Here is a 23,599-nt window from a genome sequence, read left to right on the forward strand (position 1 = left end):
GGCGATATCGTTCATCAAATACCATAGTTGATTTTTATCTATTAATTTCCAATAATCAAATTGCATGGAAATAAAATCAACCGACTGGCTGATGGCACGAAATCTATCGCGATATTATCGTCGTGGATCAGGTGAAGTACGCGCTCTGGATGATGTATCTCTGTTTGTGGAGCGCGGTGAATATATTAGCATTGTCGGTTCTTCGGGCTCAGGCAAAACTACTTTGCTGAACTTATTATCTGGTTTAGATTCTCCAACATCAGGTGCTGTTGAATTTCAAGGAACAGCTCTCCAACTTATGTCGAAGCGTGAGCTTGCGCTGTATCGTGCTAAAAAAATAGGCATGGTATTTCAATCATTCAATTTAATACCGCAGTTCACCGCTCTGCAAAATGTAGAAATGGCTCTTTACTTTAATGGGATATCTGCAAAAGAGCGACGCAGACAATCGCAAACAATTTTGGAGCAGTTGGGTTTGCAGGACCGCTTAACACACAAGCCCGCAGATATGTCGGGTGGTGAACAACAACGGGTTGCTTTAGCCCGTGCAATTGTAAAAAAACCGGAAATATTATTTGCAGATGAACCGACCGGTAATTTAGATTACGAAAACGCTCAACAAATTGCTTTCTTAATCAATAATCTAAATAAAGAAAATTATACGATTATTCTTGTTACGCACAATGTTGAGTTGGCGAAAAAGAATTCAAATAGAATTATTAAAATGAAGTATGGTAAAATAGCGGAGGATGGTGGAATGAGTGATGGAGGAGGATTGTAACGATGACTGTTCCCGATATGCTTCGTATCTCAATCGGCAATATGTGGAGGATGAAATTACGAGCTTCTTTAACCGTAGCCGGAGTTATGATTGCAATTGCTGCATTCGTTTCCATGTTATCGTTTGGCGCCGGCAATCAGCAAAATATAGAGCGGCAATATAACGATCTGGGATTATTCACAACGATGTTTGTCTATCCCAAAGATAAATCAAAGAGTGTCGACACTGTTGAATATCCTAAGCTCGATAAACATGCTCTCAGTAGGTTCGCAAAAATTCCCGGAGTTAATCTCGTATATCCGTATGATGCGTTTTCAATTCAAGTCAAATACGGCGATTCAATTATTGCATCCCGGGCACAATCAATATCTTTCGAAGCCATCCGGACAAAATTATATTCTAGGATCAATGTTGGGACTGCATTTGAGTCGGATAGTTCAAAACAAATTATCATTTCATCCGAGATGGTGAAGCAATTGGGTATAACTGTGCCAGATTCAATCATCGGGAAAAAAGTGGTTGCGTATGTGTATGTATCTCAGGTTGATAGTGGGCTCGCGCATATCATAATGGACAACGGTGAATCGCTGCTTGATCGTATCAAGAAAATTCATTTTGATTCTTTGTTGAACCGCGAGTACCGTGCGAAAGTAATTCGCACCGAGACAAATAGTTTGATTAGACGTTTTATAAATGGTTTTATGAACGCGCAAGAAAAACTGACCGACACACTTACTGTATGCGGAGTTCGGGATGTTGTCCATGGAGGCCGGATGAAGATTGAACCCGTGATTATTCCGATTGCAACAGCAGAAAGATTTCGTTCCAGCGGTTTCAGCCAAAATCCATTGGAAATGTTTAACTCGTTGAGCAGCGGAACATTTTTGACAGAACCGGACAATATCAACAATTCCTCTTACTCGCAAGTTACCCTCAATCTGGATTTACACATACCTTATCAAGGTATTAAAGATACACTCGAGAAACTGGGTTATAAAACTTTCAGTTTTGCGGAACAATTCAAAGAAATTCAAAAATTCTTTTTCTATTTTGATATCGGACTCGGTATTATCGGTTTGATAGCTCTTGTTACTGCTTCACTCGGGATTATGAACACGATGGTCATGTCGATAATAGAACGTAAACGTGAAATAGGAATATTAAAATCGTTGGGGGCTTATGAGCGTGATATCGGCATCCTTTTTCTTTTCGAATCAGGGATGATTGGAATGATCGGAACAACATTGGGAATACTAATGGGTTGGACTATCACGAGAATAATTTCTATGATTGCACAATCTTACATGCGTGATCAGGGGATCCCCGATATGGAATTATTCGCACTTCCTTACTGGCTAATTCTTATATCTTTGGCAGTTGGGGTTGGAGTTAGTATTCTTGCAGGATTTTATCCGGCTGCCCGCGCTTCACGGGTCGATCCCGTCGAAGCGCTTAGGAACGATTGAGATAATCGGTCACAATCTATTGATTTTGCAATTTCATAATTTCTGCATATTTTATTGGGAAGAGTTTTTACTTCTAACGGTAACCAATTCTGTTAAAATATTGTTCTTACTATTGAAAACCGATTGGTTACAATAACTTACAATTTTACAGAAAATTTGCATTGGCGATCAAAATCAGGACATTATGGATTTTTTTAGCAGGAGATCAATACTTAAATTCTCTGCGTGCAATTTATTAAAAGTTCGAATTAATCAAAATATATTAAAGGAAAAGTATTAAATGGAAAAATACGAAAAACATCTATACATGATAGTCTTTCCGGTAAACGCACTCGTCGCTTCTCAGTTGAAACCGGTTGAGTTCGCACAACATTATACAATCGGCAGTACAAAACATTTCCGAGGGAAAGTAATATTTGCCGAGATTGACATTAATTTTCGAAATCCGTTTTTCGAGATCGATCATTATTTGACTGAAACAGTACCACACCCCAACGGTACTCCAAAAAAGACCAAATTCATATCTTCATACGGAGTACTGGAACATATTGATCTTAAGGCGCTTAAAAATTTATATCTTGTTACAGCAAATGGTAAAACACTTGAAATAAAATCAGAACCATACACCGCGGTCAATGAGCCGGGGTTAGTTCGAATATATCAGGAAATAACACCTCTCTCAAATCTGGTGGCATCAACATTGGACCAAAGGGCATTTGGAAAATATATTACTACTGAAACAAAATCGAAAGGCGCGCCCAAAATATGCTTCACCCAGTATGAATTTCATGTCGATGAATTTCTGGAAATGAATAAAAATCGAGAGATGATGTATTCACCAATACCGGAAAATAATCCGACACGCTTATTCGAATATATAACGGAATTAAAAAAGAATCTGGATAAAAAAACAAAAACCTTGAATCTGAATACAACATTATCGGTAGCATCTTATTCTCTGATCCGTCATGGTTTTTGGTTCGCCGGCGGTTCCGAATTGATTTTTTATCCAATGCCATCGCGCAGTCAATTAGAAAATCAATATTACGATTGGTGGAAGTTCGCACAGTAAAAGTTAGCGAAATAAAATATCCCTATTCTACAGATCACCCGCATAACATGCGGGTGTTTTTATTTGTTGAATCTGAGGAAGGTTTTGACTATTATTCAAATAAGAAAATAATGTTGGAACGGATCAATTAATAAATCGAATTCTCATGATCGGAGTTTCTCCATATTGATATGAAGGTTGTTATAGACGATAAAATTCCGTTTATCAAAGGCGTGCTTGAGAAATATGCCGAAGTGGTTTATCTGGATGGAAGTCATATTTCCAGAAAAGATGTTATGGACGCCGACGCTCTCATCATCAGAACCCGGACAAAATGTAACGCGAAATTATTGGACGGAACAAAGGTTAAATTCATCGCGACTGCCACTATCGGGTTCGATCATATCGATACAGAGTATTGCAGTTCAAAAAATATATCGTGGACAAATGCCGCGGGATGTAACTCTTCTTCAGTGCAACAATATTTTGCCGCAGCGTTAATTTATTTGGTTGAAAAATATAAACTTTCGATGGATGATTTAACGATTGGTATTGTCGGGGTTGGGAATGTTGGTAAAAAAGTAGCTTCGTTGTGTGAAGCATTGGGGATGAAGGTGTTATTAAATGATCCTCCGCGAGAACGTGTAGAAAATTTTGAAACTTTTGTATCGTTGGATAGAATCGTCTCTGAATCCGATATAATAACATTTCATGTACCTCTGAATTATGAAGGTCGGGATAAGACATATCACCTTGTGGGTGATGAATTTTTATCGAAGCTAAATGAAAATCAATTTATCATTAACACGTCAAGAGGCGAAGTTGTTAAAACCGAATCTTTAAAGCAAGTCCTCCGAAAACAGAAAATCAAAGGTTGTATTTTAGACGTGTGGGAGAATGAGCCTGAAATCGATTCCGAACTTTTAGAAATGGTCGACATCGGAACACCTCATATCGCGGGATATTCGTCAGAAGGAAAAGCCAACGGCACTGCCATGAGCGTAAATTCTTTTTGCAGTCATTTCGGTTTTAATCTAAAAAATTGGTATCCGGAAAACATTCCAGCACCGCCGGTTACAATCATAGATGTGGATTGCGAGGAATTTAATATTCAGGAGATACTCGGTAAACTTATACGAAGCACATATAATATTCTTGAGGATGATAGTAAATTGCGGGCATCGCCAGGTACGTTCGAAAAGCAAAGAGGAGAATACCCTGTAAGACGCGAATTCAGCGCTTATAAAGTTAATGTATCAAGCGTAAATACAAAAATCGAAAATATTATCAGAAAAATAGGATTCAATCTGCTAGTGAATATTTGAGGAGGTTCAAGCTGACTTAGTTTCAATGGATCTCAGGAATCCAACAACATTTTATGATTTAGGTGTGATGAAATGTGGAAAGTCTCACTATCTTTTAACTTCCCTTTAATTTTCGTAATAATGTTGAATAAATTTGATGATTATTTATTATTAGCGCTAAATAGCTGTGATTTACTCTTATCTCCCTTCGGATACCATTCAAAATTATCAATTTCAACGCCTTAGAGAATTTTATCACAAAGTTGTTTGTGAAATCAATAAAAATTTATATTTTAAGGGGTATAAACTCAACTATGGAAAAAATGTCATCACTAATTCATCCAATCCTGATAGCATGAACCACCGATGAAACGATTGATAGGAAATTATTTCCCAATTATTCTTCTCGCCATAAGTTGTTTTGCGATCATTGTCTTGACGTTTAATGGCTGGAATTATTATGATACCCCGGTTGCGTTAAGGGCATTCCGGCCGGATTATCAGAGCATGAAACCTTCAGGGATTTTCAGTCATGCACTTGGAATTGCGGGTTCGCTAATGATAATTATCGGCGTGGTTTCATATTCAGTTCGTAAAAGAATCCGCAAGTATCGTTCACTTGGTTTGTTATCAAATTGGTTACATATTCATATAATTCTTTGTTTACTTGGTCCGATATTTATCATCTATCATACTACATTCAAGTCGGGCGGTATTGCTGCGATCACTCTCTGGACTATGCTTTCGGTAGCAATCAGCGGAATAATCGGTCGATTTTTATATGTTCTTATCCCGCGCAATCTCAATGGCACTCAACTGACAATGGGAGAAATTGAATCGGAGATGAAGAGGATCGCTGAAGTTTTGCAAGGATACCCTGTTGGAATATTTTTGAGTCAAACGATTGACAAATCATTTTCTGGATTTCAACCCCCCCGAACTTTCTGGCAAACAATAGCAACGATAATCCGGCTTGAAAAATCGAAGATTCAAGTGCGAGGTAAAATTAACGAAATCTTATCATGGAATAAAATCGCCCCCGAAGCCGCTCTGCCTCTCAAACAAGCCGCCTTAGAGAGGGCAGCGTTAACGCAAAAAAAGTTTTTGCTGGGACAGGTCGAGAGGTTCTTTCATAATTGGCACCTTATTCATTTACCGTTTACAATTATTATGTTTGTTACGCTCATCGTTCATGTTGTTGTTGTAATTCTACTCGGGTATAGATGGATATTTTAATTTTTCAAATGATTAAAACATTTTTCTCAAAGATAACCTGGTACTTGTTTTTCTATCGGTTAATTTTTTTTGGATTCATTACATCCAATTTATTTGCCCAATTTTCACCTGGTGATCTATCAAATTCTCACCGGCAACTGGAGGGTTCAGAGAATTGCACAAACTGCCATGAAGTGGGAACCGAAATCAGTGGGGCGAAATGTATATCCTGCCATTTGGAAATTCAACTTCTCAGGAAGAAAAAACACGGTTATCATGGCATAACTGCAGTTGGATCTTGTGTAGAATGTCATAAAGAACATTTAGGCCGCGAATCAAAAACAGTCCTCTTCGAAGAGAGCAAATTTGATCACGTCAAAACCGGATTTACTTTATCGGGGAAACATTCATCGCTCGGTTGCTCTAAGTGCCATTCTTCGGCATACCGCAAAGATACGGCCTTAATGAAAATTCTGGAAAAAAGTAATCGTAAAACTTATCTCGGTTTAACTCAGACTTGTTATTCTTGCCATTCCGATCCTCATAAAGACAAGTTTGGTAAGGAGTGTTCTTCGTGTCATACTTCGGCGGGATGGAAAAATGTAAACCGCTTCGATCATACTCGTACAAAGTTTCCACTTATTGGTAAACATCAACAAGTGAAATGCGATAAATGTCATCCATCAATGAACGAGAAAAGCAACGATGGTAAAATCACTTTGATAAAAAATGATTTTGCTGATTGCAAATCGTGCCATCAATCTCCGCACAACTCATTGTTGAACGAGAAAATATGTTCGAGCTGTCATGCGCCGGTGGGATGGGCGGATGCATCGAATAATCAGTTCAATCATGACTTCACCCGTTATAAACTTACGGGTATGCATAAAGAAGTAAGATGTGAGAAATGCCACCCTGTGAATGATAAACAGGATTTTAAATCACGCTTTAAACGAGATTATAATAATTGTACAGATTGCCATATCGATAAGCATGATGGAGTATTTCTAAGCGCTTATAAAAATGATTGCTCGGTATGCCATTCTCTTCACGGATTCAAGCTGAGCACTTACCCGCAGGAAAAACACAACGCTACACATTTTCCGCTGACCGGAGCGCATGCTGCTGTACCATGTAATGGTTGCCATCGTAAAAAAGAATCTGAGTTTCCCGTATTTCGTTTTACAACTATTTTGTGTGAATCGTGCCATAAGGATATTCATGCAGGCGCCTTCACTTCGATGATGAAAGAAAAAAGTTGTGGAAATTGTCATATCACAACAGGATGGAGAGATGCGTCTTTTGATCATTCAACCACCGCATTTCCGCTCACAGGTCGTCATAAAAACATTGGATGTGCGAAGTGCCATAAATCCGGCGATATTTTATCGGGTAAAGTTGTTTTTCAAAAAATACCATCAGGTTGTGAATCGTGCCATGCTGATGCGCATGCAGGGCAGTTTATTGACTCCGGTAAAACAGACTGCTTCAAATGCCATACGGCTGAAGGTTGGAAATTGCCGATCTTCAATCACGAAACACAAAGTAAATTTAAACTCACTGGTAAGCATTTAAGTGTAACATGCTCATCATGTCATAAAACTGTGAAAGACGGGAAAGTGCAATTTATTCGTTTTAAACCTTTGGAAACTTCCTGCGAATCATGTCATCAAAAAGGGATCATCCAATGATACGATTTATTATATTCGCCATATTAGTTAGCGTGACAAACCTCCACGCACAAAAGTCGCAATCTCCTCACGGAAAACTAAATCGATCTTGCGGAGAATGTCATTCAACTGACTCCTGGAAGATGGGTGATAGTACAAAATTTAATCATAATTCTACAGGTTTTTCTCTCGTAGGATACCACAAAAATGTTCAATGTAAATCTTGCCACAAAGATCTGAATTTCATACGCCAAAATTCCGAATGTACCGCCTGTCATACCGATGTTCACAGAACCGAATTGGGTAAAGAGTGTAAACGTTGCCACGATATGAATTCATGGATAATCACGGATATGAAACAGAAGCACCAGGGAACTAGATTTCCATTACTCGGTAAGCATGCTTTGTTGGATTGCGGTGCGTGTCATGAGCGTGCATCAGTATATCGTTTTGCGGGAACACCGATCACTTGTATAGGTTGTCATGAGCGTGATTATAAAATGACAATCAATCCAAGTCATGCAAAAGAATTATTCTCGGTTGACTGCCGGAATTGTCATAATTTTACAGCTTCAAGTTGGGGTGGAAGTTTCGATCATTCGCTGACTTCCTTTCCTTTAACCGGTGCACATCGTGCGGTAATTTGTACGCAATGCCATAAGAATAATCAATTCAGAAATATTTCAAGTGAGTGTTACAATTGCCACTTAACAGATTTCACAACCGCTGTTTCATTTGATCATGTTTCTGCGGGAGTGAGCCATGCATGCCAGATTTGTCATTCAACCAATGCTTGGAGTCCGTCAACGTTTAATCATGCTTCTACAAAATTTAATCTAACCGGTAAACATACAACCATTTCTTGTCAATCATGTCACATCAACGGTAATTACCTGCTGGTCTATAGCGGTTGTTATTCATGCCATCAGACCAATTATCAGAATGCGAACAATCCGAACCATATTACCGGAGGGTTTAGCACCGATTGTTCTCAATGTCATTCTACAACTTCATGGCAACCGGCAACGTTCGATCATTCTACGACAAAATTCGATTTGACAGGTAAACACAAAACAATTACATGCCAATCGTGCCATGTAAACAGTAATTACCAACTTGTTTACAGCGGTTGCTACTCTTGTCACCAGAACGATTATCAGAATTCGAGTAATCCGAATCATCTTACAGGAAACTTTGGAACAGATTGTTCAAAATGTCACTCTACCGATTCATGGAGTCCGGCAACATTCGATCATTCGGTTACAAAATTCCAGTTAACTGGTAGGCATACATCTACATCTTGTCAATCATGCCACACAGGCGGAAATTATCAACTTGCATATACTGACTGTTATGCTTGTCATCAGGATGATTACGTTCGGCCAACAGATCCTAACCATGCAGTTGCTAATTTCCCGCATGATTGTGCACCATGTCACTCAACATCAGCATGGTCGCCATCGACTTTTAATCATGATCAGCAATATTTCAGAATAAATTCAGGAACGCATCAGGGGAAATGGTCGCTCTGCACAGATTGTCACACCACTCAGTCCGATTACAAACAATTTTCATGCATTAATTGTCATGAGCACAATCAAACAGAAATGAATGCAAAACATACAGATGTCGGTAATTATGTTTACTTGAGTTCCGAGTGTTACAGATGTCATCGGAATGCACAATGAAAAGTTTTGTTTCCATCTTTTTCTCTTTTATTTTTGCCTTGACCATGTACGCGCAGAATTCAATGGTCAAAGGCCGTATTATATATATTTCATCAGGGACTGTTTATACATCACTGGGAAGAGATGCAGGTGTTAGGGATTCGACACTAATTACCGTTCTATCAGGAAAGGATACTATCGCAGTTCTGAAAGTTTTTGCCACGAGTTCAAAAACATCGGTCTGCACTATTCTTAATAAGAAAAGAGATTTAAGAGTTGGAGATGCATTGATATTTATCCCGTCCATAAGTGAAACAAAAAGTTTATCAATCGATCGTCTTAAGGAAACTAAAGCTGGTTCCACACCTGTAATTATTCAAGCTGAATCTAACGGTATTGATAGCGTCGAATTGCGATCTCCAAGTTGGTTACAAATCCATGGTTCAGTAGGACTTCAATATCAAGGGACTACTTCTTCAGGGACTAATTTTAAATATTCTCAATCTGGTGGAATCATCAATCTTAACGGCAAATTGACTGATGTTCCGATCTGTTTTGATATCTACGCGAACCTTAGGCATTTATCGCGGTATACTCTAAATCCTTTTTCTTCCGAAGGTATCGATCAATCGAGAATTTATAGATTTTCATTATCATTCAACGATGGGACCAATATCATATCCATAGGACGAATTGCACCCCCGCACTCACCGGGAATCGGATATATTGACGGTTTATTGGCTCTCAGAACTTTTGGTGATTTGACATTCGGTTTAGCTGCGGGATTTGAACCCGGCTATACACAGCGAACATTTTCATCAAATATTAAAAAAGCGGCTGTATTTGGATCCTATTCCTCAAACAGCATGTTGCAACCGTTTTTAAATATTTCTTATGCTCGAACTTATTACGGTTCACTTCTTAATCGTGAATCTTTAAGCGGGTCATTCAGAATCTTTCCTTTTGAACGACTGAGTATTAGCACGCTGTGCGATATTGATTTGCGAATGAAATCTGAGACGGAATATATTTTATCACCGAAACCCTCTATTTTCAATGCGAATGTAGATTACCGTTTTCCATCCACGGTTGCCATCGGTGCAGGTTTAGTTATGTGGAGACCGTCCTATTCATTCACTTCGATCCGAACAATCCCGGATTCTCTGCTTGATTTAAAAATTCGTACTACACCAAATCTTAATATTAATATTTGGTTACCGCATGGCATATCAATTTATAATAATTACTCACCACGCCTGGTCTCCGGTCAACTTGGTAAAGAATATTTAAATTATTCTTCAATTACTTTTTCAAATGCTTTTAATTCCGGTTTCATATCGCAGTTTTCTTTGTCATTGAACTCGGCAGAATATTCCAAGTCGAAAATTTATGGATTGAGCGTGCAGAAAAATATTTTCAATTTGTTTGATGCATCGCTACGATATCATATGAATCAGAATACGATTTTACGAACGAGTGACTTATTTATGTACAGATCATATTCATTAGACATTTTCACAAGTATTTTCAATTCTGTAACGTTGTGGGGAAGTGTGGAACATTTTGTCGGTTATCAATCTAAAGGTTATACATTTCTCGCCGAAATCCGCAAGAAGTTCTGATGGAAACTGTAATCTCTTTTCTCATATTTATATTTCTTATCCTTATTATAGCCGTGCCGTACTGGCTTATCGCCGGGAAAAAGAAAAAGGTGAACAGGCAGGTGTATGAAAAAAATGTCAATGCCGGCATAACCGCGCCAGCAACACTTCATCCCCAGATAGATATGATGTTTTGCATAGGTTGTGGTGGATGCGTTAGAGCATGCCCCGAAAATGTACTTGGCATGGTCAACGGTAAACCTACGATTATTAATGGCGCCAGATGCATAGGTCATGCTCTGTGCGTGGATGCCTGTCCGGTTGCCGGTATTACTATGGGCTTTGGAAAGCCCAAGAGAGGCATGGAAATTCCGTTCTATGATGAAAATTACCAATCAAACATAGAAGGTCTTTACATTATTGGTGAGCTTGGCGGTATAGGTCTTATCAGGAATGCCTTCTCGCACGGAATAAAAGCAATAGACCACATAACTTCAAATTTTCAATCCAATAATGAAGATGACACTGATATTGCCATAGTCGGTGCCGGACCTGCAGGAGTTGCAGCCGCGCTCAGAGCCAAGCACCATAAGTTTCGCTCTATCATCTTCGAGCAGGATGACCTTGGTGGTTCGATTCTTCACTACCCACGAAAAAAAATCGTATTGACATCGCCTATCGATCTGCCTCTATATGGAAAATTAGATGTTTCCGAAATAAGTAAAGAAGAATTACTCGACCTTTTTCAGGATCTCGTTCAAAGGTTTGAGCTTGATGTTCGCACAGGTGATAAAGTTATTTCGATCCGTAAAGACGGGAACCGTTTCCAAATTTCAACCGTTACCGGGAAATTTAACGTCTCAAAAGTTGTTCTCGCAATCGGAAGGCGCGGAACCCCCCGTAAATTGAACGTACCGGGAGAAAATTTGCCAAAAGTGTTTTACCGGTTATTTGAAGCAGAATCTTTTACAAACAAACATATCCTGGTTGTGGGTGGAGGTGATAGCGCCATCGAAGCCGCGGTAGGGCTCGCACGTCAAACTGGTAATAAAGTCACGATCAGTTACCGGAAAGAAGAATTTTTCAGATTGAAAGAGCGCAATGAAAAAAACATTCGGGAAATGGAAAAAGAAAAAAAAATTAATGTAATATTTCAGTCGCAGGTTATCGAGATACAGGCAGAGAGTATTTTGTTAGAACAAGTTAATACCGGACAAAAAGAAATTAAGAACGATTTTGTGTTTGTTTTTGCGGGCGGAGAATTGCCGTCGGAATTTTTAAAACAGGTGGGTGTTAAACTCAGAACAGATGAAATGGAGAAATGATACATTCGTTTTTCTATGTTTTATCGATACGGAATTTCTCAATGAGATCATTAAGTCTGGCAAGATAAGGTTTTAAGAATGTTTTGGAATACTAAAACGCCTTTCTTATTAGAATAACCAATTTTATCTGAACGAGGAATTAACTATTATTCCAATGAGTAGATAATATGGATTTTGGTCAGTATAAACTCTTACTACTCCACCAAAGAATAAAAATAGTCATCGCCACAAATTTGAGGTTCGCATGAAACTTCCATCAATTCAACAAGTCGTCAATAATTCCACTCGTACGTTTCGTCGTTTTCCTTTAGTTCTGATCAATGCCGGAGTCGGTACTATTGTAGCGTTGATTCTTGTAGACCATGAGGGTCCAGCGCAAGCGACAATCCTTTTCAACATTCTTTTTGGGGCGATTCTCGGGATTCCACTCCTGATAACAATTGCTCTGACAGCGGAAAAAAGAAAATGGAAATCGTCGATGTCTGTTGTTGCTCAGATCATCGGTCTGCTTGCACTCACGGCATATGCATGGTCGGTTCCTTCTGATCTTGCGGATGCCCCCAACATTCATTTAATACGACTTCTCATGATGGCAATCGGTCTCCATCTCTTTGTCGCGGTTGTTCCGTATTTAGGAACGGGAGAGGCAATCGGATTCTGGAATTACAATAAGACGCTCTTACTGCGTTCAATTACTGCAATTATCTTCGCGATGGCACTCAACGCCGGACTTGCAGTCGCGCTTGCGGCACTTGATCATTTGTTCGGAATAGATATCCCCGGAAAACGATATGCCGAACTCTGGATACTCATCAATGGAATTTTCACAACATGGTTTTTTCTTGGTGGTATACCTGAACAGCTTGATGACCTTGAAAATTCAAGCGAATATCCAAAGGAGATTAAGATATTTGCTCAATACATTTTGTTACCATTGGTAATTGTTTACCTCATCATACTGTACACATACATGGGGAAAATTCTAATCGCATGGAACTGGCCGCAAGGATGGGTCAGCAGATTAATTCTTGGATTCTCGACTGTCGGCATGCTCATGCATTTGTTATTCTATCCGATTCGCGATCATGTAGAAAATGTCTGGGTCAAATCTGCTTTGCGTTGGTTTTATATCGTTATGGTCCCGTTGGTCATCATGCTACTTTTCGCAGTCTCGCGCAGAGTTTCTGAATATGGTATGACGGAAGGAAGATATATTGGTGTTGCGACGGGAGTTTGGCTTGCATTGATCGTACTCTACTTCATTTTTAGCAGAGGAAAAAGTATTAAAGTTATTCCGGGTTCACTTGGAATATTATCGATGTTAATTTGTTTTGGATCATGGGGTGCATTCGATGTTTCTGAATCAAGTCAGGTTGCGCGGCTAAAAGAATTGCTGACGAACTCTTCCATACTTGTTGACGGAACTGTCCGCCCGGCAGATAAATCAGTTCCATTCGAGCAGACAAAAGAAATCTGTTCAATCATTGATTATCTTCACGACATTCACGGTTATGATCGTATTCAACCATGGTTCAAAGAAAGTCTTAGAGATGACTCCACAAGCAAGAGATCTGCACGCAAAGCTCCTTCACTTGTTACCAAAATGATGGGGATTGAATATGTGAAAATCTGGGAAGGTACCGCCACCAATGAAATCAATCTGAGGATGGACACCGAACAGGCGATAAAGGTCGAAGGGTATCATCGACTCTGGAGAGGGCAGGTTTTCACCTCCAGTCCGAAGATAAAAGAGATCCCCGGCGGAGGATTCGGCTATGGAGTCAACGAGGGACTTGATACACTCACGTTACTCTCAATGAAAGATGGAAAACCAGTGGATTCCATACAGGTTGATATGAAGCAGTTTACAGAAAAGTTATTGATAGATTACAAGAATTCGAATACGGCAAACGTACCACCTGACAAGATGTCAATTGTTCTCATGAACGATCGGATGAAAGTAAAACTATACTTGCAGCATATTAATGCCCGCAGGCAGGATGGTGTTCTAAAATTTACGACGTATGGAATTGTGATTCTATTCTCGCAGCCAACGGATAATAGTGTTCAGTAGGAATTTAATTATTTAATTAGTAATTAATCAACCATGTTTAAGCTGAAGGGGACAAGGTAAAACAAACCATATTTGCATGTTCAATTTGGGGCTGGTCAGTTAAGGATGGTAACATAGAGCTTTTGGGTGATCAGCGAACAATGGCGACAGAAGAATTGAGGAAAATGAATTATGTTGTTAATTAGTTTGGTGCGGTTTTGGAAACACTATGTATCCACTCCGGATAAACAAAAAAAACATCTTGTTCTTATGAATTCCCCATGTATGACGTTATCATAATCGGCGCGGGGGCAGCAGGACTCATGTGTGCTATCGAAGCGGGGAAGCGTAGCAGGTCGGTTTGTGTGCTCGAACGGAATCAAAAAATTGGTGAGAAGATACGCGTCTCAGGTGGAGGCAGGTGTAATTTCACAAATATGGTGACCGAGCACGAACATTACATCTCACAGAATCCCCAATTCTGCAAGTCGGCGCTGGCACAGTTTACCCCAGATGATTTTATCTCAATTGTTAAACTGCATGGAATAAGTTATCACGAAAAAAAACTCGGTCAGTTATTCTGCGACCAGTCATCGCGTCAGATTATTGCCATGTTGCAGAAGGAATGTGACGATGCCGGCGTAAGAATTGTACCGGATTGCCAGATATCGGATGTGCGCAAGGGAGACCGGTTCGTAGTAAGAACAAACAAAGGTGAGTTTGAATCCGATTCGGTGGTGATCGCTACGGGCGGACTGTCCATTCCGAAGCTTGGTGCGACGGATTTCGGTTACCGGCTCGCACGGCAGTTTGGATTGAAGATCACGCAAATGACGCCGGGGCTTGTCCCATTAACGTTTAGTAAAGAAGATGTTTCGTTTTTCATCGGGCTTAGCGGCGTTTCACTTGAAGCCATAGTCAGTTGCAACGGTCAGGAATTCAGGGAGAATATCCTGTTCACTCATCGCGGTCTCAGCGGACCCGCGATACTCCAGATATCATCCTACTGGAACCGTGGAGATACGATTTCGATAAATCTGTCACCTGACGTTGATCTTCTGAAGTTACTCACAGATAAACAACGGTCCGGCATGGAGCTTTCAACGGTGCTTTCAGAAATTTTACCAAGACGATTGGCAAAACAATTGTGTGAGCAATACGGATGGTTGAAGCCGCTCCATCACTGCTCAACCAAAGAGATTACATCGATTGCCGCTCAACTTCATGACTGGAAGATGGAACCAGAAGGCACTGAAGGATACTCTAAAGCGGAAGTTACCTGCGGCGGTGTTGATACAAACGAGCTTTCATCCAAAACGATGGAAGCAAGGAACGTCCCCGGCTTGTTTGTAATCGGCGAAGTTATGGATGTTACGGGACATTTGGGCGGATATAATTTTCAATGGGCGTGGGCTTCAGGATTTGTGGCGGGACAGTATGTATGAGCAGGAACGTGCAAGTTGGAAACGAATCTCACGAACACCGAGAAACCGAGCGAGGAGTTGATGGAGTGACCATCCTCCTTATTATGTACCGATTGGAATTAGTTACTTCTTTTCCCTTTTCAAGAACCAGATACTTCAGAATTTGAGCAAATCAGTTTTTTACAAACTCATCCAATAACTTAGTTTAAGTAAAATAACGTTTGAGGGTTTTGTCCGGAACGCCTCTTTAAATTCACTGCCGAATGAAGTGAAATACTCTTCATCTTCGTTTCCTCGAGCTTGTGACCAGACAAGGTAAAGCGTACTACCCGGCAGATACTCCCACCGAAGAACAAAGTTCATGTTGAAGGATTGCTCGTTGAAGTCATGACTGAACGAACCCACTGCTGGTATGAAACTGTCTGTCCCGATCAACTGACGGTAATTCACATAATGTCCCTTCGCCGTGAATAGTTGGCTATACAACTGGAGCGATAGCTCACGTGTGAAGGTTAGAGAAGTGCGAAGTGTAAAATCGAATCTGTCAGTGCTGCGATCAGCGAAGATAGAAGATGCCCCTAAGTTTTCTGTCCAAGCTTCTCGATTTCGTTCCCGTTGATATTCCGTTTGGAATTCCCAGTCCATCCATGTAAAAGGCTTTATCCCAACACCAACGCCCGAGCTGATTGTAGTGGAATGTTTTTTATCTGTTGCTAAGCTCTGAGTAATATCAACAACTATCGCTTGACGTTCATCTGTCTCAATTTCCAGCTTTGCTTTGTTTCTTGATGGTTTCAGATAGAGTCCGTTTCCTCGCGTTTCCCGATGATCGTACAAACCGAAATCACGTTCAAGCTCCGCGTCGATAAGCCAGTAATTATTTAACAATCCACTCCCTTTCACTGTTACCTGGCGTGTGATGTTTTCTCCTTCGAATATATGCCGCTGGTGATATGAAACTTGTCCGCTGTAGTTTCGGAAAAGAACTCCCGGCTCGTCTTCCTTGTACTTGATTGCAGCAACACCGCCAAGATCATTTGGACTGAAAAAAAAGCCGACATCATTGATGTTATACTTCCTCGATGTGAAATCAGTCGATACTGACCACATCCAGTGTTCCGCTGCGATTCTACTGAATGAAATCTTTCCTGCCGATCCTGTCGCTCGTTCACCTTTACGAAGGGTTGTGTGAGATAGTGCAATAAATCCGGTAAGTTTGTATGCGTTCTCACCGAACTTAAGGTTCCAATCATACCCGTTAGTGAAAGCAGGTGCTCGATTTTTCTTCGTCACCGAAGTGACCATCATTCCAATGTTCGAGTGTCCCAGAATATCCTGCTTTAGCCGGATTACGTTGTAATGTGCAAACGGTTCGAGAAGTTGTTCCGATGTCATTCCTGATGAGTCTGCGACAATAGCATTTTCTTTCTGCGTGAAAGCTTGCATCATGCCTACTGATAGACCATCGCTTGTTTTCCCGGTGAGTTTTGCAGCACCAAGAATTGTTACGTTCTGAGGAAAATCTACAATTCGTCCTCCATCCGGTACTTCAATACTCTCCATAGAAAGTGCACGTCCAATTCTGCGTGAATAAAACATCCCCGGTCCGAAATCACCGCCAAAAGTGGTGAAGTGAAGAATCTGTGTCCCCTCTATGAAAAACGGACGCTTCTCCGGGTAAAAAGTTTCGAATGTTGAAAGATTCAAAACTGCCGGATCGGCTTCCACTTGCCCGAAGTCCGGATTTACAGTGGCATCTAAAGTAAAGTTACTTGAGATACCGTACTTCAAATCGACACCGGCGTTTCCGAAAAATTTCTGCTGCCGATCACGAACACTTGTCGCCGGATCGTAGATCTGTTTTCCGGTAACGAATGGAAGAACTTCGATCGGTTTTGGGTCGGGCAGGTGTTCTATTCCCGCGAGATGACCGAATCGAGAGATGAACCCGCTTTCACGTTTTGGCGTAAATGCCCACCGGTCAGATTCTTGCTTCCGGCTGATAGTGCGGAGAAAATTAATTCCCCATATGTTTTCACTTGTCTCTACGGATGACGATTTGTACCTGAGGATACGGAACGGTATTTTTACCTCAGCAACCCAGCCATTTGGCTGGATTGATGTTTCCACATCCCAGACAGGATCCCACGATTCGTCCTCACGTTCGCCATCATCATATTGGATAATGTCAGCTTTAACACCGGATGGATTAAACGTGAACTCAAAGCAGGTTTGGTGGTCATTATACGAATCGATGCGGATAGATCCCCAATCACTTTCAATTTCATTGTCACGACGGGTTAGCCGGGAAACGATTTTCTCCGGTTCAGTATCATAATACATGCAACCGAAATACAGCGCTTCATCGTCATATACAACCCGGATTTCAGTTCGTTCAGATGCGGGTTTGCCTTCCTCAGGATCGCGTTGCATGAAGTGATCTGCAGGTGATGCTAATTTCCATACTTCATCTTTCAGAAGTCCGTCTACGCGGGGTGGCGAAGTGACTCTGACAGCCCGGATAGTAACTGAATTATCGCCTGCCATGATGATGCCTGTTGCAAAAACAATTGCACTGATGGTAACAAAATATTTATGCATGTACAAATTCCGTGTTCTAGTAACAAATTGGAGATTAAGAAACAGTTGTAAAAATACTAATTGGTTGGTTGAAATACAAAAAGCCAAAGCAATGATACGCGTATATGAATTATCTGTGCCCGCTGCAAGTAAAACTACTGTATTTGGTACTTCAGGTGTTTTCTTATGTCATTCATCAATGACAGGTTCATTTGTATTAAGTCATGAGCACCAGAAGCAGAATGCTAATCATTATAACTTAGAATTTTTCTATAGTTGTAGTTGTGAGATAAGGAATAAAAAAGGCTCTGAATTTTCTTCAGAGGCCAGTGCTATATACGAGAAATCCCATTGACTAATCAATCAATGGGATATTCCCTACAGTTTGTAGCGGGGGCACACGATGTTTTGCGCCAACACAATTTAAGAATGAGATTATCGCGATTAGTGAGTTAAGATTTTAAGAATTCTTTGGAGAGGTTTTGCATAAATTTTTCGCTTTTGGAACAGTGACATGCCTTTCTGTTCATATAACCAATTGTACCTGAACAGGATGTGATTGTTAATCTAATGGGGATATTATATGGGGGCAGCTCAGTCTTCTCTTCCCCCAAAAAGCAATCCAAATTTAAATTAGTTAATTGGATTTATGCCATAATTCCAAGTTTGCATATTAAAACAAGAAATCCTAACCATCATTTGATGATTAAAATTCTTGTGTCGTTGAAGTAGCGAGAGTGCGCTATTATGAGTATCCATCGAAACTAAAACAATGCTAATTCAATCGAGAATCTTAAAATTCAAAATATCGGGCATTTGATTTTTTCCGATTGCTGGTACATTGGTAATTGAAGGAATAATGGATAGATTTCATTATAACGTAGACTATTTGGAGCCCACCCCAAAACAAATTCGATCGTATTAATTAATTTGGATAATAAATTGGATGTATCGGATAAAATAATCTTGAATCCTATCTCATAAATACATATCTTGATTTTATTAAAAAATTCGGGGATTGATTTGGAATCCTAAACCTTGAAATTCCGATAAGAAAAAGATTGATTCTTCCACTTGTGAAATGTAGAATGTTTGCAAAATATTTTTGGGAACTTATTGTAGTTAGTTCGCTATTGTTGGTCGTGCCTACACCAGCATTTCCACAAGGTTATTCATTTGATGATCCCAACCACTGGTCGTATTTTACAACTGAGTCGGGATTGCCCTCGAATGCTATCCGGGATATCATCGAAGCGGATGATTCTACATTGTGGGTAATTGCCGGCTCGCCTGTTTGGTACGATGGTTTCGAATGGAGAAAAGTCGACAGTGCAGACAGCCAATTCTTGAATAGTTCTCTTGGATTCCACCGTGCAGATAACAACTGTGTTCTTGTGAAAGCTTCACCAGCCGGGAGCGGATATAAGGTTTTTAAACTGAACAAATCTGGTTACGAGGAAATTATTACCGGACTAGATAACTTTGATGTGTACAGTTTGAGTTCAGGGAAAATGCTTCTAGTCTCGGATAATTCTCTATTCTCTTACGACCATGGATCTGTCTTGCCGTTTACTCCTCATGATAACCTGACACGTGAGCAGGTATTGTATGCACAAAATACAGTAAGCGGAGCAATGCTGTTGAATCTGAAAACAGGACTCTATCGCATGGATAATCGTTCTTTTAATCTGATGATACCCGCCGGCAGGTTTTCGCTGAATGTAATGTTAGTGGCGGAGAATAGAAATGGAGAGGGAATCATACAATTTGAAACTCCGTATGAAATGAGAGGAGTGTGGGAATGGAACGCGTCTTCATTGCCGAAACGCAGTACCACTGAACATTTCCCGTTCGCGCAAGCGATGGATATCGGTCCTCATGGCGAAGCAATTATTGTTTACCGCACAGGAGAGATAAGGTGGAGAGAGCATGGAGTCTGGAAATCGTTACCGTCCGTTGAGTCGCGCATTCATGATATTACAGTTGTAAAGTTCCGAGCCAATGGCGATCTCGTGTTTGGTACGATGAATGGGTTATACGTGTACCGGTATTCTATGTCACCCTGGAAAATGATAACGTACCCAATCTTTGATTCGAGAAACACTGTTCACGACATCATAATGGCGAAGGATGGAAGTTTCTGGATTGCTAGTAGTGGAGGAATAGAACGACGCCAGCCGAACGGGACAGTTACATTTTGGGAAAATATTGGTAACACTACTATCCATAATGTTACCGGCTTGCAGGAAGATGCAGAGGGTAGCATCTGGATTGGGAGCGGCTTTTCGTTTATGGGAGCATTCCGATTCGATGGGAGAAGTTGGAATCATGTGACAATCGGAACTCCTGACGATTCAGTTCTTGTTCATAAAATTCGCAAGGATCTTCAGGGCAATCTTTGGTTTTTAGGATTGGGAAAAAACGCGCAAGATAAAAAACAGCCGGGAACTCTTTGCTTCCACGAAGGATCATTTTCAAAATGGGGAGTAGAAGAGGGACTCATTAACGGAAGGGTTTACGATTTTGTTGAAGGACAGGATGGTGCGTTATGGTTTGCAACTTTCGGCGGAATAAGTAGATGGATTCCTTCCGTGGAACATTCAACCGCTTCGGCGAGCAAGGATCGCTCAGGGATTAGTAGCACTGTCCAACGTGTTCGAAATGGAACATGGACGCACTGGACTATTGCAAAGGGATTGAAGGAAAACAGAATCACCTCAATTGTGGTTGATAAAGAAAATTCGGTTTGGTTCGGATCAAATTACCCTCCAGGTCCATATCAGTCGATAGGTATCGGGCGCATAGATAGCCTTGGGGACGTACAATATTTCAATTCCATAGAAGGAACCATTGGAGATAATATCTGGGACATAAACATTGATAGCACGGGTCGTGTGTGGTATACCACAACTGAAGGGCTTGGATGTTATGATCATGGAACCTGGTTACGATATGGAAGAGAATCAGGACTTTCATTTGTAAATCTTTGGCCCGTTCTTCCTGAAGGTAATACGATATATGTCGGAACTAAAGGACGGGGCATCGCCATGCTCAATCTTACTGCGGCAACCTCACCGCTTCCGAAGATCGTCATGGAACACCCATACATTGAGGAATTTTCTGCCCATCAAGGATGGAAAGCGCTGACATACTGGGGAGAATTAGATCCATTGAACGTTCAAACTCGTTATCGGGTGAATAATGGTGAATGGTCGAAATGGAGAATAAAAAACGGTGTTGTCCTCAGCAATATGAAACCGGGAGATTATACCTTCGAAGTGCAGGCAAAAAATCTTTATGGAGCATTCCGTATTGCTGGGGAGAAGACTGTCTTCACAATTCCTCAGCCATGGTATTATAATGGATATTTTATAAGTTCAGTTTTTGCAGGAGTGATCGCATTTATTTTTGTTATTACCAGTGCTATTATACGAAAGCGCAAATTCGATATCGCCATTCGGGAAAGCGAAGAACGCTACCGCATCATTACAGAATTTGCCACCGACTATGCCTATTTAAACCGCATTGAAGAAGATGGAAGCTGGACTATTCTTTGGATTACTGAATCCGTTACACGAGTATACGGCTATACAGTCGAGGAGTGGAGATCACCTGGTTTCCATTCTCGATTGGTTCACCCAGAAGATCTTGAAGAGGGGTTTAAAATAATGCAGAGCGTGATCCGGGGCGAGTCAGCAAGCTATGATACACGATGTATAGCAAAAGATGGAAGTGTGTTGTGGATTCACAATGAAATGCGCCCAGTTTGGAATACAGAACATACGCGCGTTGAATATGTTTATGGAGCGGCACACGACATTACACAGAAAAAATTAGACGAAGAACATAAAAAGCACCTTACTACAGAACTTGTTCAAACAGAAGAACGTGAGCGGCGCAGGATGGCGGTTTATCTTCACGATATTATTGGACAGCATCTTGCAGTCGGGAAAATTACACTTAGGGAGGTATTGAAATCGGGTATCGCCGGAGAAATGGAGGAACAACTTGCTGAAGTGGGCAGAAATCTCGATAATGCGATAAAAGATTCTCGTTCGCTAACGTTTGAACTGAGCCCTCCGGTTCTACAGGATGTCAGATTCGATATAGCGGTGAAAATGCTTGCAGAGCAGATGATGACAGCGCACCATATCGGTCTAACCATTGAATGCAATGAAATCGAAGTTTCTCTTGAGCCGCAAATAAAAGTTCTATTGTACTATGCAGTGAGAGAAATATTATTCAATATCATCAAACATGCCAGCGCAAGTGAGGTGAAATTTATAATCTCTTGTACAGATACCGAGATTCGGATGTCCATAGAAGATAACGGAATAGGTTTCGATAAGGACGAAGCGCTTTCTAATAAATTTACCGCGTCCGGATTTGGTTTGAAAAATGTCTCTGAGCGAATGGGCCATATCGGAGCGCAGATCGATATAATTTCCATACCACAGCAAGGTACGCGGGTTGCTATATATATTCCAATAAATAAATTGAATAATGGATTTCAGAGATGATAATTGAAAACTCATTTAATAATAGAAAACATCTCGATAGACAATGGAAGGAACGAATGTGAAAACAAGAATTATCCTCGCCGATGACCACGTGATCCTAAGAGAAGGATTAAAAAAAATTATCGAACATGAAATGCGAATGAATGTAGTTGGGCAGGCATCGGACGGAAGAACCGTTATTGAGCTGGTTCGCGAACATCATCCCGATATTGTTATTATGGATATTAGCATGAACGGTTTGAACGGCATTGAAGCGACGCGGTACATCAAAAAAGAATTTCCAAATGTGAAAGTGATTGCTCTTTCAATGCACACTGAACGAAATATTGTATCCGAGATGCTCTGCGCCGGTGCTTCAGCATACCTTCTAAAAGATTCCGCACCCGACGAACTTGCATTGGCGATTCATGCAATTCAAAATAATAAAACATATATCAGTCCCGATATAGCCGGAATTGTGGTGGACGACTATATCCTCAAAACAAATACTGTGAATCAATTACAATCAAATTTCAAAAAGAAACCGGCAACCATCCTTACTGCCAGAGAGCGTGAAATTCTTCAACTTCTTGCTGAAGGGAAATCCATAAAGGACATAGCGGGACTATTGTCGATCAGTACTACTACAATTGAAACACATAAACAACACATCATGGAAAAGCTCAAACTCTACAGCATTGCCGAATTAACAAAATATGCAATTCGCGAAGGTATAACACAGTTGTAATTAATAAAATCCAGCGTATAGTTTCTCAAAGCTGTATGGTTATCATTATCCCATAATTCAATTTTAACTTTCCAATATTTCTTATAATTCTGTTTCTGATCTTTTCTTATCATTAATTTCCAACCCCAAAATCATTGAATTCACGATTGATTAGCCGGCGTGCGTCTGCTATAATAGTATAGCTGTATTTCTGAAAAATGATTTTGAAAAGAAGG

Annotated in this window: 14 protein-coding genes; 13 read left to right on the forward strand and 1 reads right to left on the reverse strand. The window is 40.5% G+C overall.

Annotated elements, in window-relative coordinates:
• The first annotated feature begins 64 nt into the window (after nt 1-64).
• From HZB59_09575 to HZB59_09625, 11 genes are all read left to right on the forward strand, one after another.
• Entirely contained in the window at nt 65-781 is a 717-nt protein-coding gene (locus HZB59_09575; GenBank protein MBI5021675.1) for an ABC transporter ATP-binding protein, read from the forward strand.
• 2 nt (nt 782-783) lie between these two features.
• Nucleotides 784-2,247, forward strand: coding sequence for an ABC transporter permease (locus tag HZB59_09580; protein MBI5021676.1), 1,464 nt, complete (start codon nt 784-786; stop codon nt 2,245-2,247).
• A gap of 280 nt (nt 2,248-2,527) precedes the next feature.
• Entirely contained in the window at nt 2,528-3,319 is a 792-nt protein-coding gene (locus HZB59_09585) for a hypothetical protein (protein ID MBI5021677.1), read from the forward strand.
• Nucleotides 3,320-3,489: 170 nt separating this feature from the next.
• Complete coding sequence (gene pdxB / locus HZB59_09590) at nt 3,490-4,623, forward strand: 4-phosphoerythronate dehydrogenase PdxB (protein MBI5021678.1); 1,134 nt, start codon at nt 3,490-3,492, stop codon at nt 4,621-4,623.
• Between the two features lie 345 nt (nt 4,624-4,968).
• Nucleotides 4,969-5,838 (forward strand): hypothetical protein, encoded by an 870-nt coding sequence (locus tag HZB59_09595; GenBank protein MBI5021679.1) that lies wholly within the window; start codon nt 4,969-4,971, stop codon nt 5,836-5,838.
• Nucleotides 5,839-5,846: 8 nt separating this feature from the next.
• Nucleotides 5,847-7,508 (forward strand): cytochrome C, encoded by a 1,662-nt coding sequence (locus HZB59_09600; protein ID MBI5021680.1) that lies wholly within the window; start codon nt 5,847-5,849, stop codon nt 7,506-7,508.
• Nucleotides 7,505-9,175, forward strand: a complete 1,671-nt coding sequence (locus HZB59_09605; protein MBI5021681.1) for a hypothetical protein — start codon at nt 7,505-7,507, stop codon at nt 9,173-9,175. Before HZB59_09600 ends, HZB59_09605 begins: the two co-directional genes overlap by 4 nt.
• On the forward strand, nt 9,172-10,776 hold the full coding sequence (locus tag HZB59_09610; protein MBI5021682.1) for a hypothetical protein: 1,605 nt from the start codon (nt 9,172-9,174) through the stop codon (nt 10,774-10,776). Before HZB59_09605 ends, HZB59_09610 begins: the two co-directional genes overlap by 4 nt.
• Complete coding sequence (locus HZB59_09615) at nt 10,776-12,080, forward strand: NAD(P)-binding domain-containing protein (protein MBI5021683.1); 1,305 nt, start codon at nt 10,776-10,778, stop codon at nt 12,078-12,080. Before HZB59_09610 ends, HZB59_09615 begins: the two co-directional genes overlap by 1 nt.
• Before the next feature lie 244 nt (nt 12,081-12,324).
• A complete protein-coding gene (locus tag HZB59_09620; GenBank protein MBI5021684.1) occupies nt 12,325-14,154 on the forward strand; it encodes a DUF4153 domain-containing protein in 1,830 nt (609 codons plus the stop codon).
• Between the two features lie 260 nt (nt 14,155-14,414).
• Entirely contained in the window at nt 14,415-15,578 is a 1,164-nt protein-coding gene (locus HZB59_09625) for an NAD(P)/FAD-dependent oxidoreductase (protein MBI5021685.1), read from the forward strand.
• Between the two features lie 159 nt (nt 15,579-15,737).
• Here HZB59_09625 and HZB59_09630 read toward each other — a convergent pair whose 3' ends face one another.
• Nucleotides 15,738-18,158, reverse strand: a complete 2,421-nt coding sequence (locus HZB59_09630) for a carbohydrate binding family 9 domain-containing protein (protein ID MBI5021686.1) — start codon at nt 18,156-18,158, stop codon at nt 15,738-15,740.
• Between the two features lie 1,067 nt (nt 18,159-19,225).
• Here HZB59_09630 and HZB59_09635 point away from each other — a divergent pair.
• Both HZB59_09635 and HZB59_09640 read left to right on the forward strand, forming a co-directional pair.
• On the forward strand, nt 19,226-22,657 hold the full coding sequence (locus HZB59_09635) for a PAS domain-containing protein (GenBank protein MBI5021687.1): 3,432 nt from the start codon (nt 19,226-19,228) through the stop codon (nt 22,655-22,657).
• 58 nt (nt 22,658-22,715) lie between these two features.
• Nucleotides 22,716-23,384, forward strand: a complete 669-nt coding sequence (locus HZB59_09640) for a response regulator transcription factor (GenBank protein MBI5021688.1) — start codon at nt 22,716-22,718, stop codon at nt 23,382-23,384.
• Nucleotides 23,385-23,599 lie beyond the last annotated feature (215 nt).

The sequence above is a fragment of the Ignavibacteriales bacterium genome, assembly GCA_016214905.1.
Taxonomy (GTDB): domain Bacteria; phylum Bacteroidota; class Ignavibacteria; order UBA10030; family SZUA-254; genus PNNN01.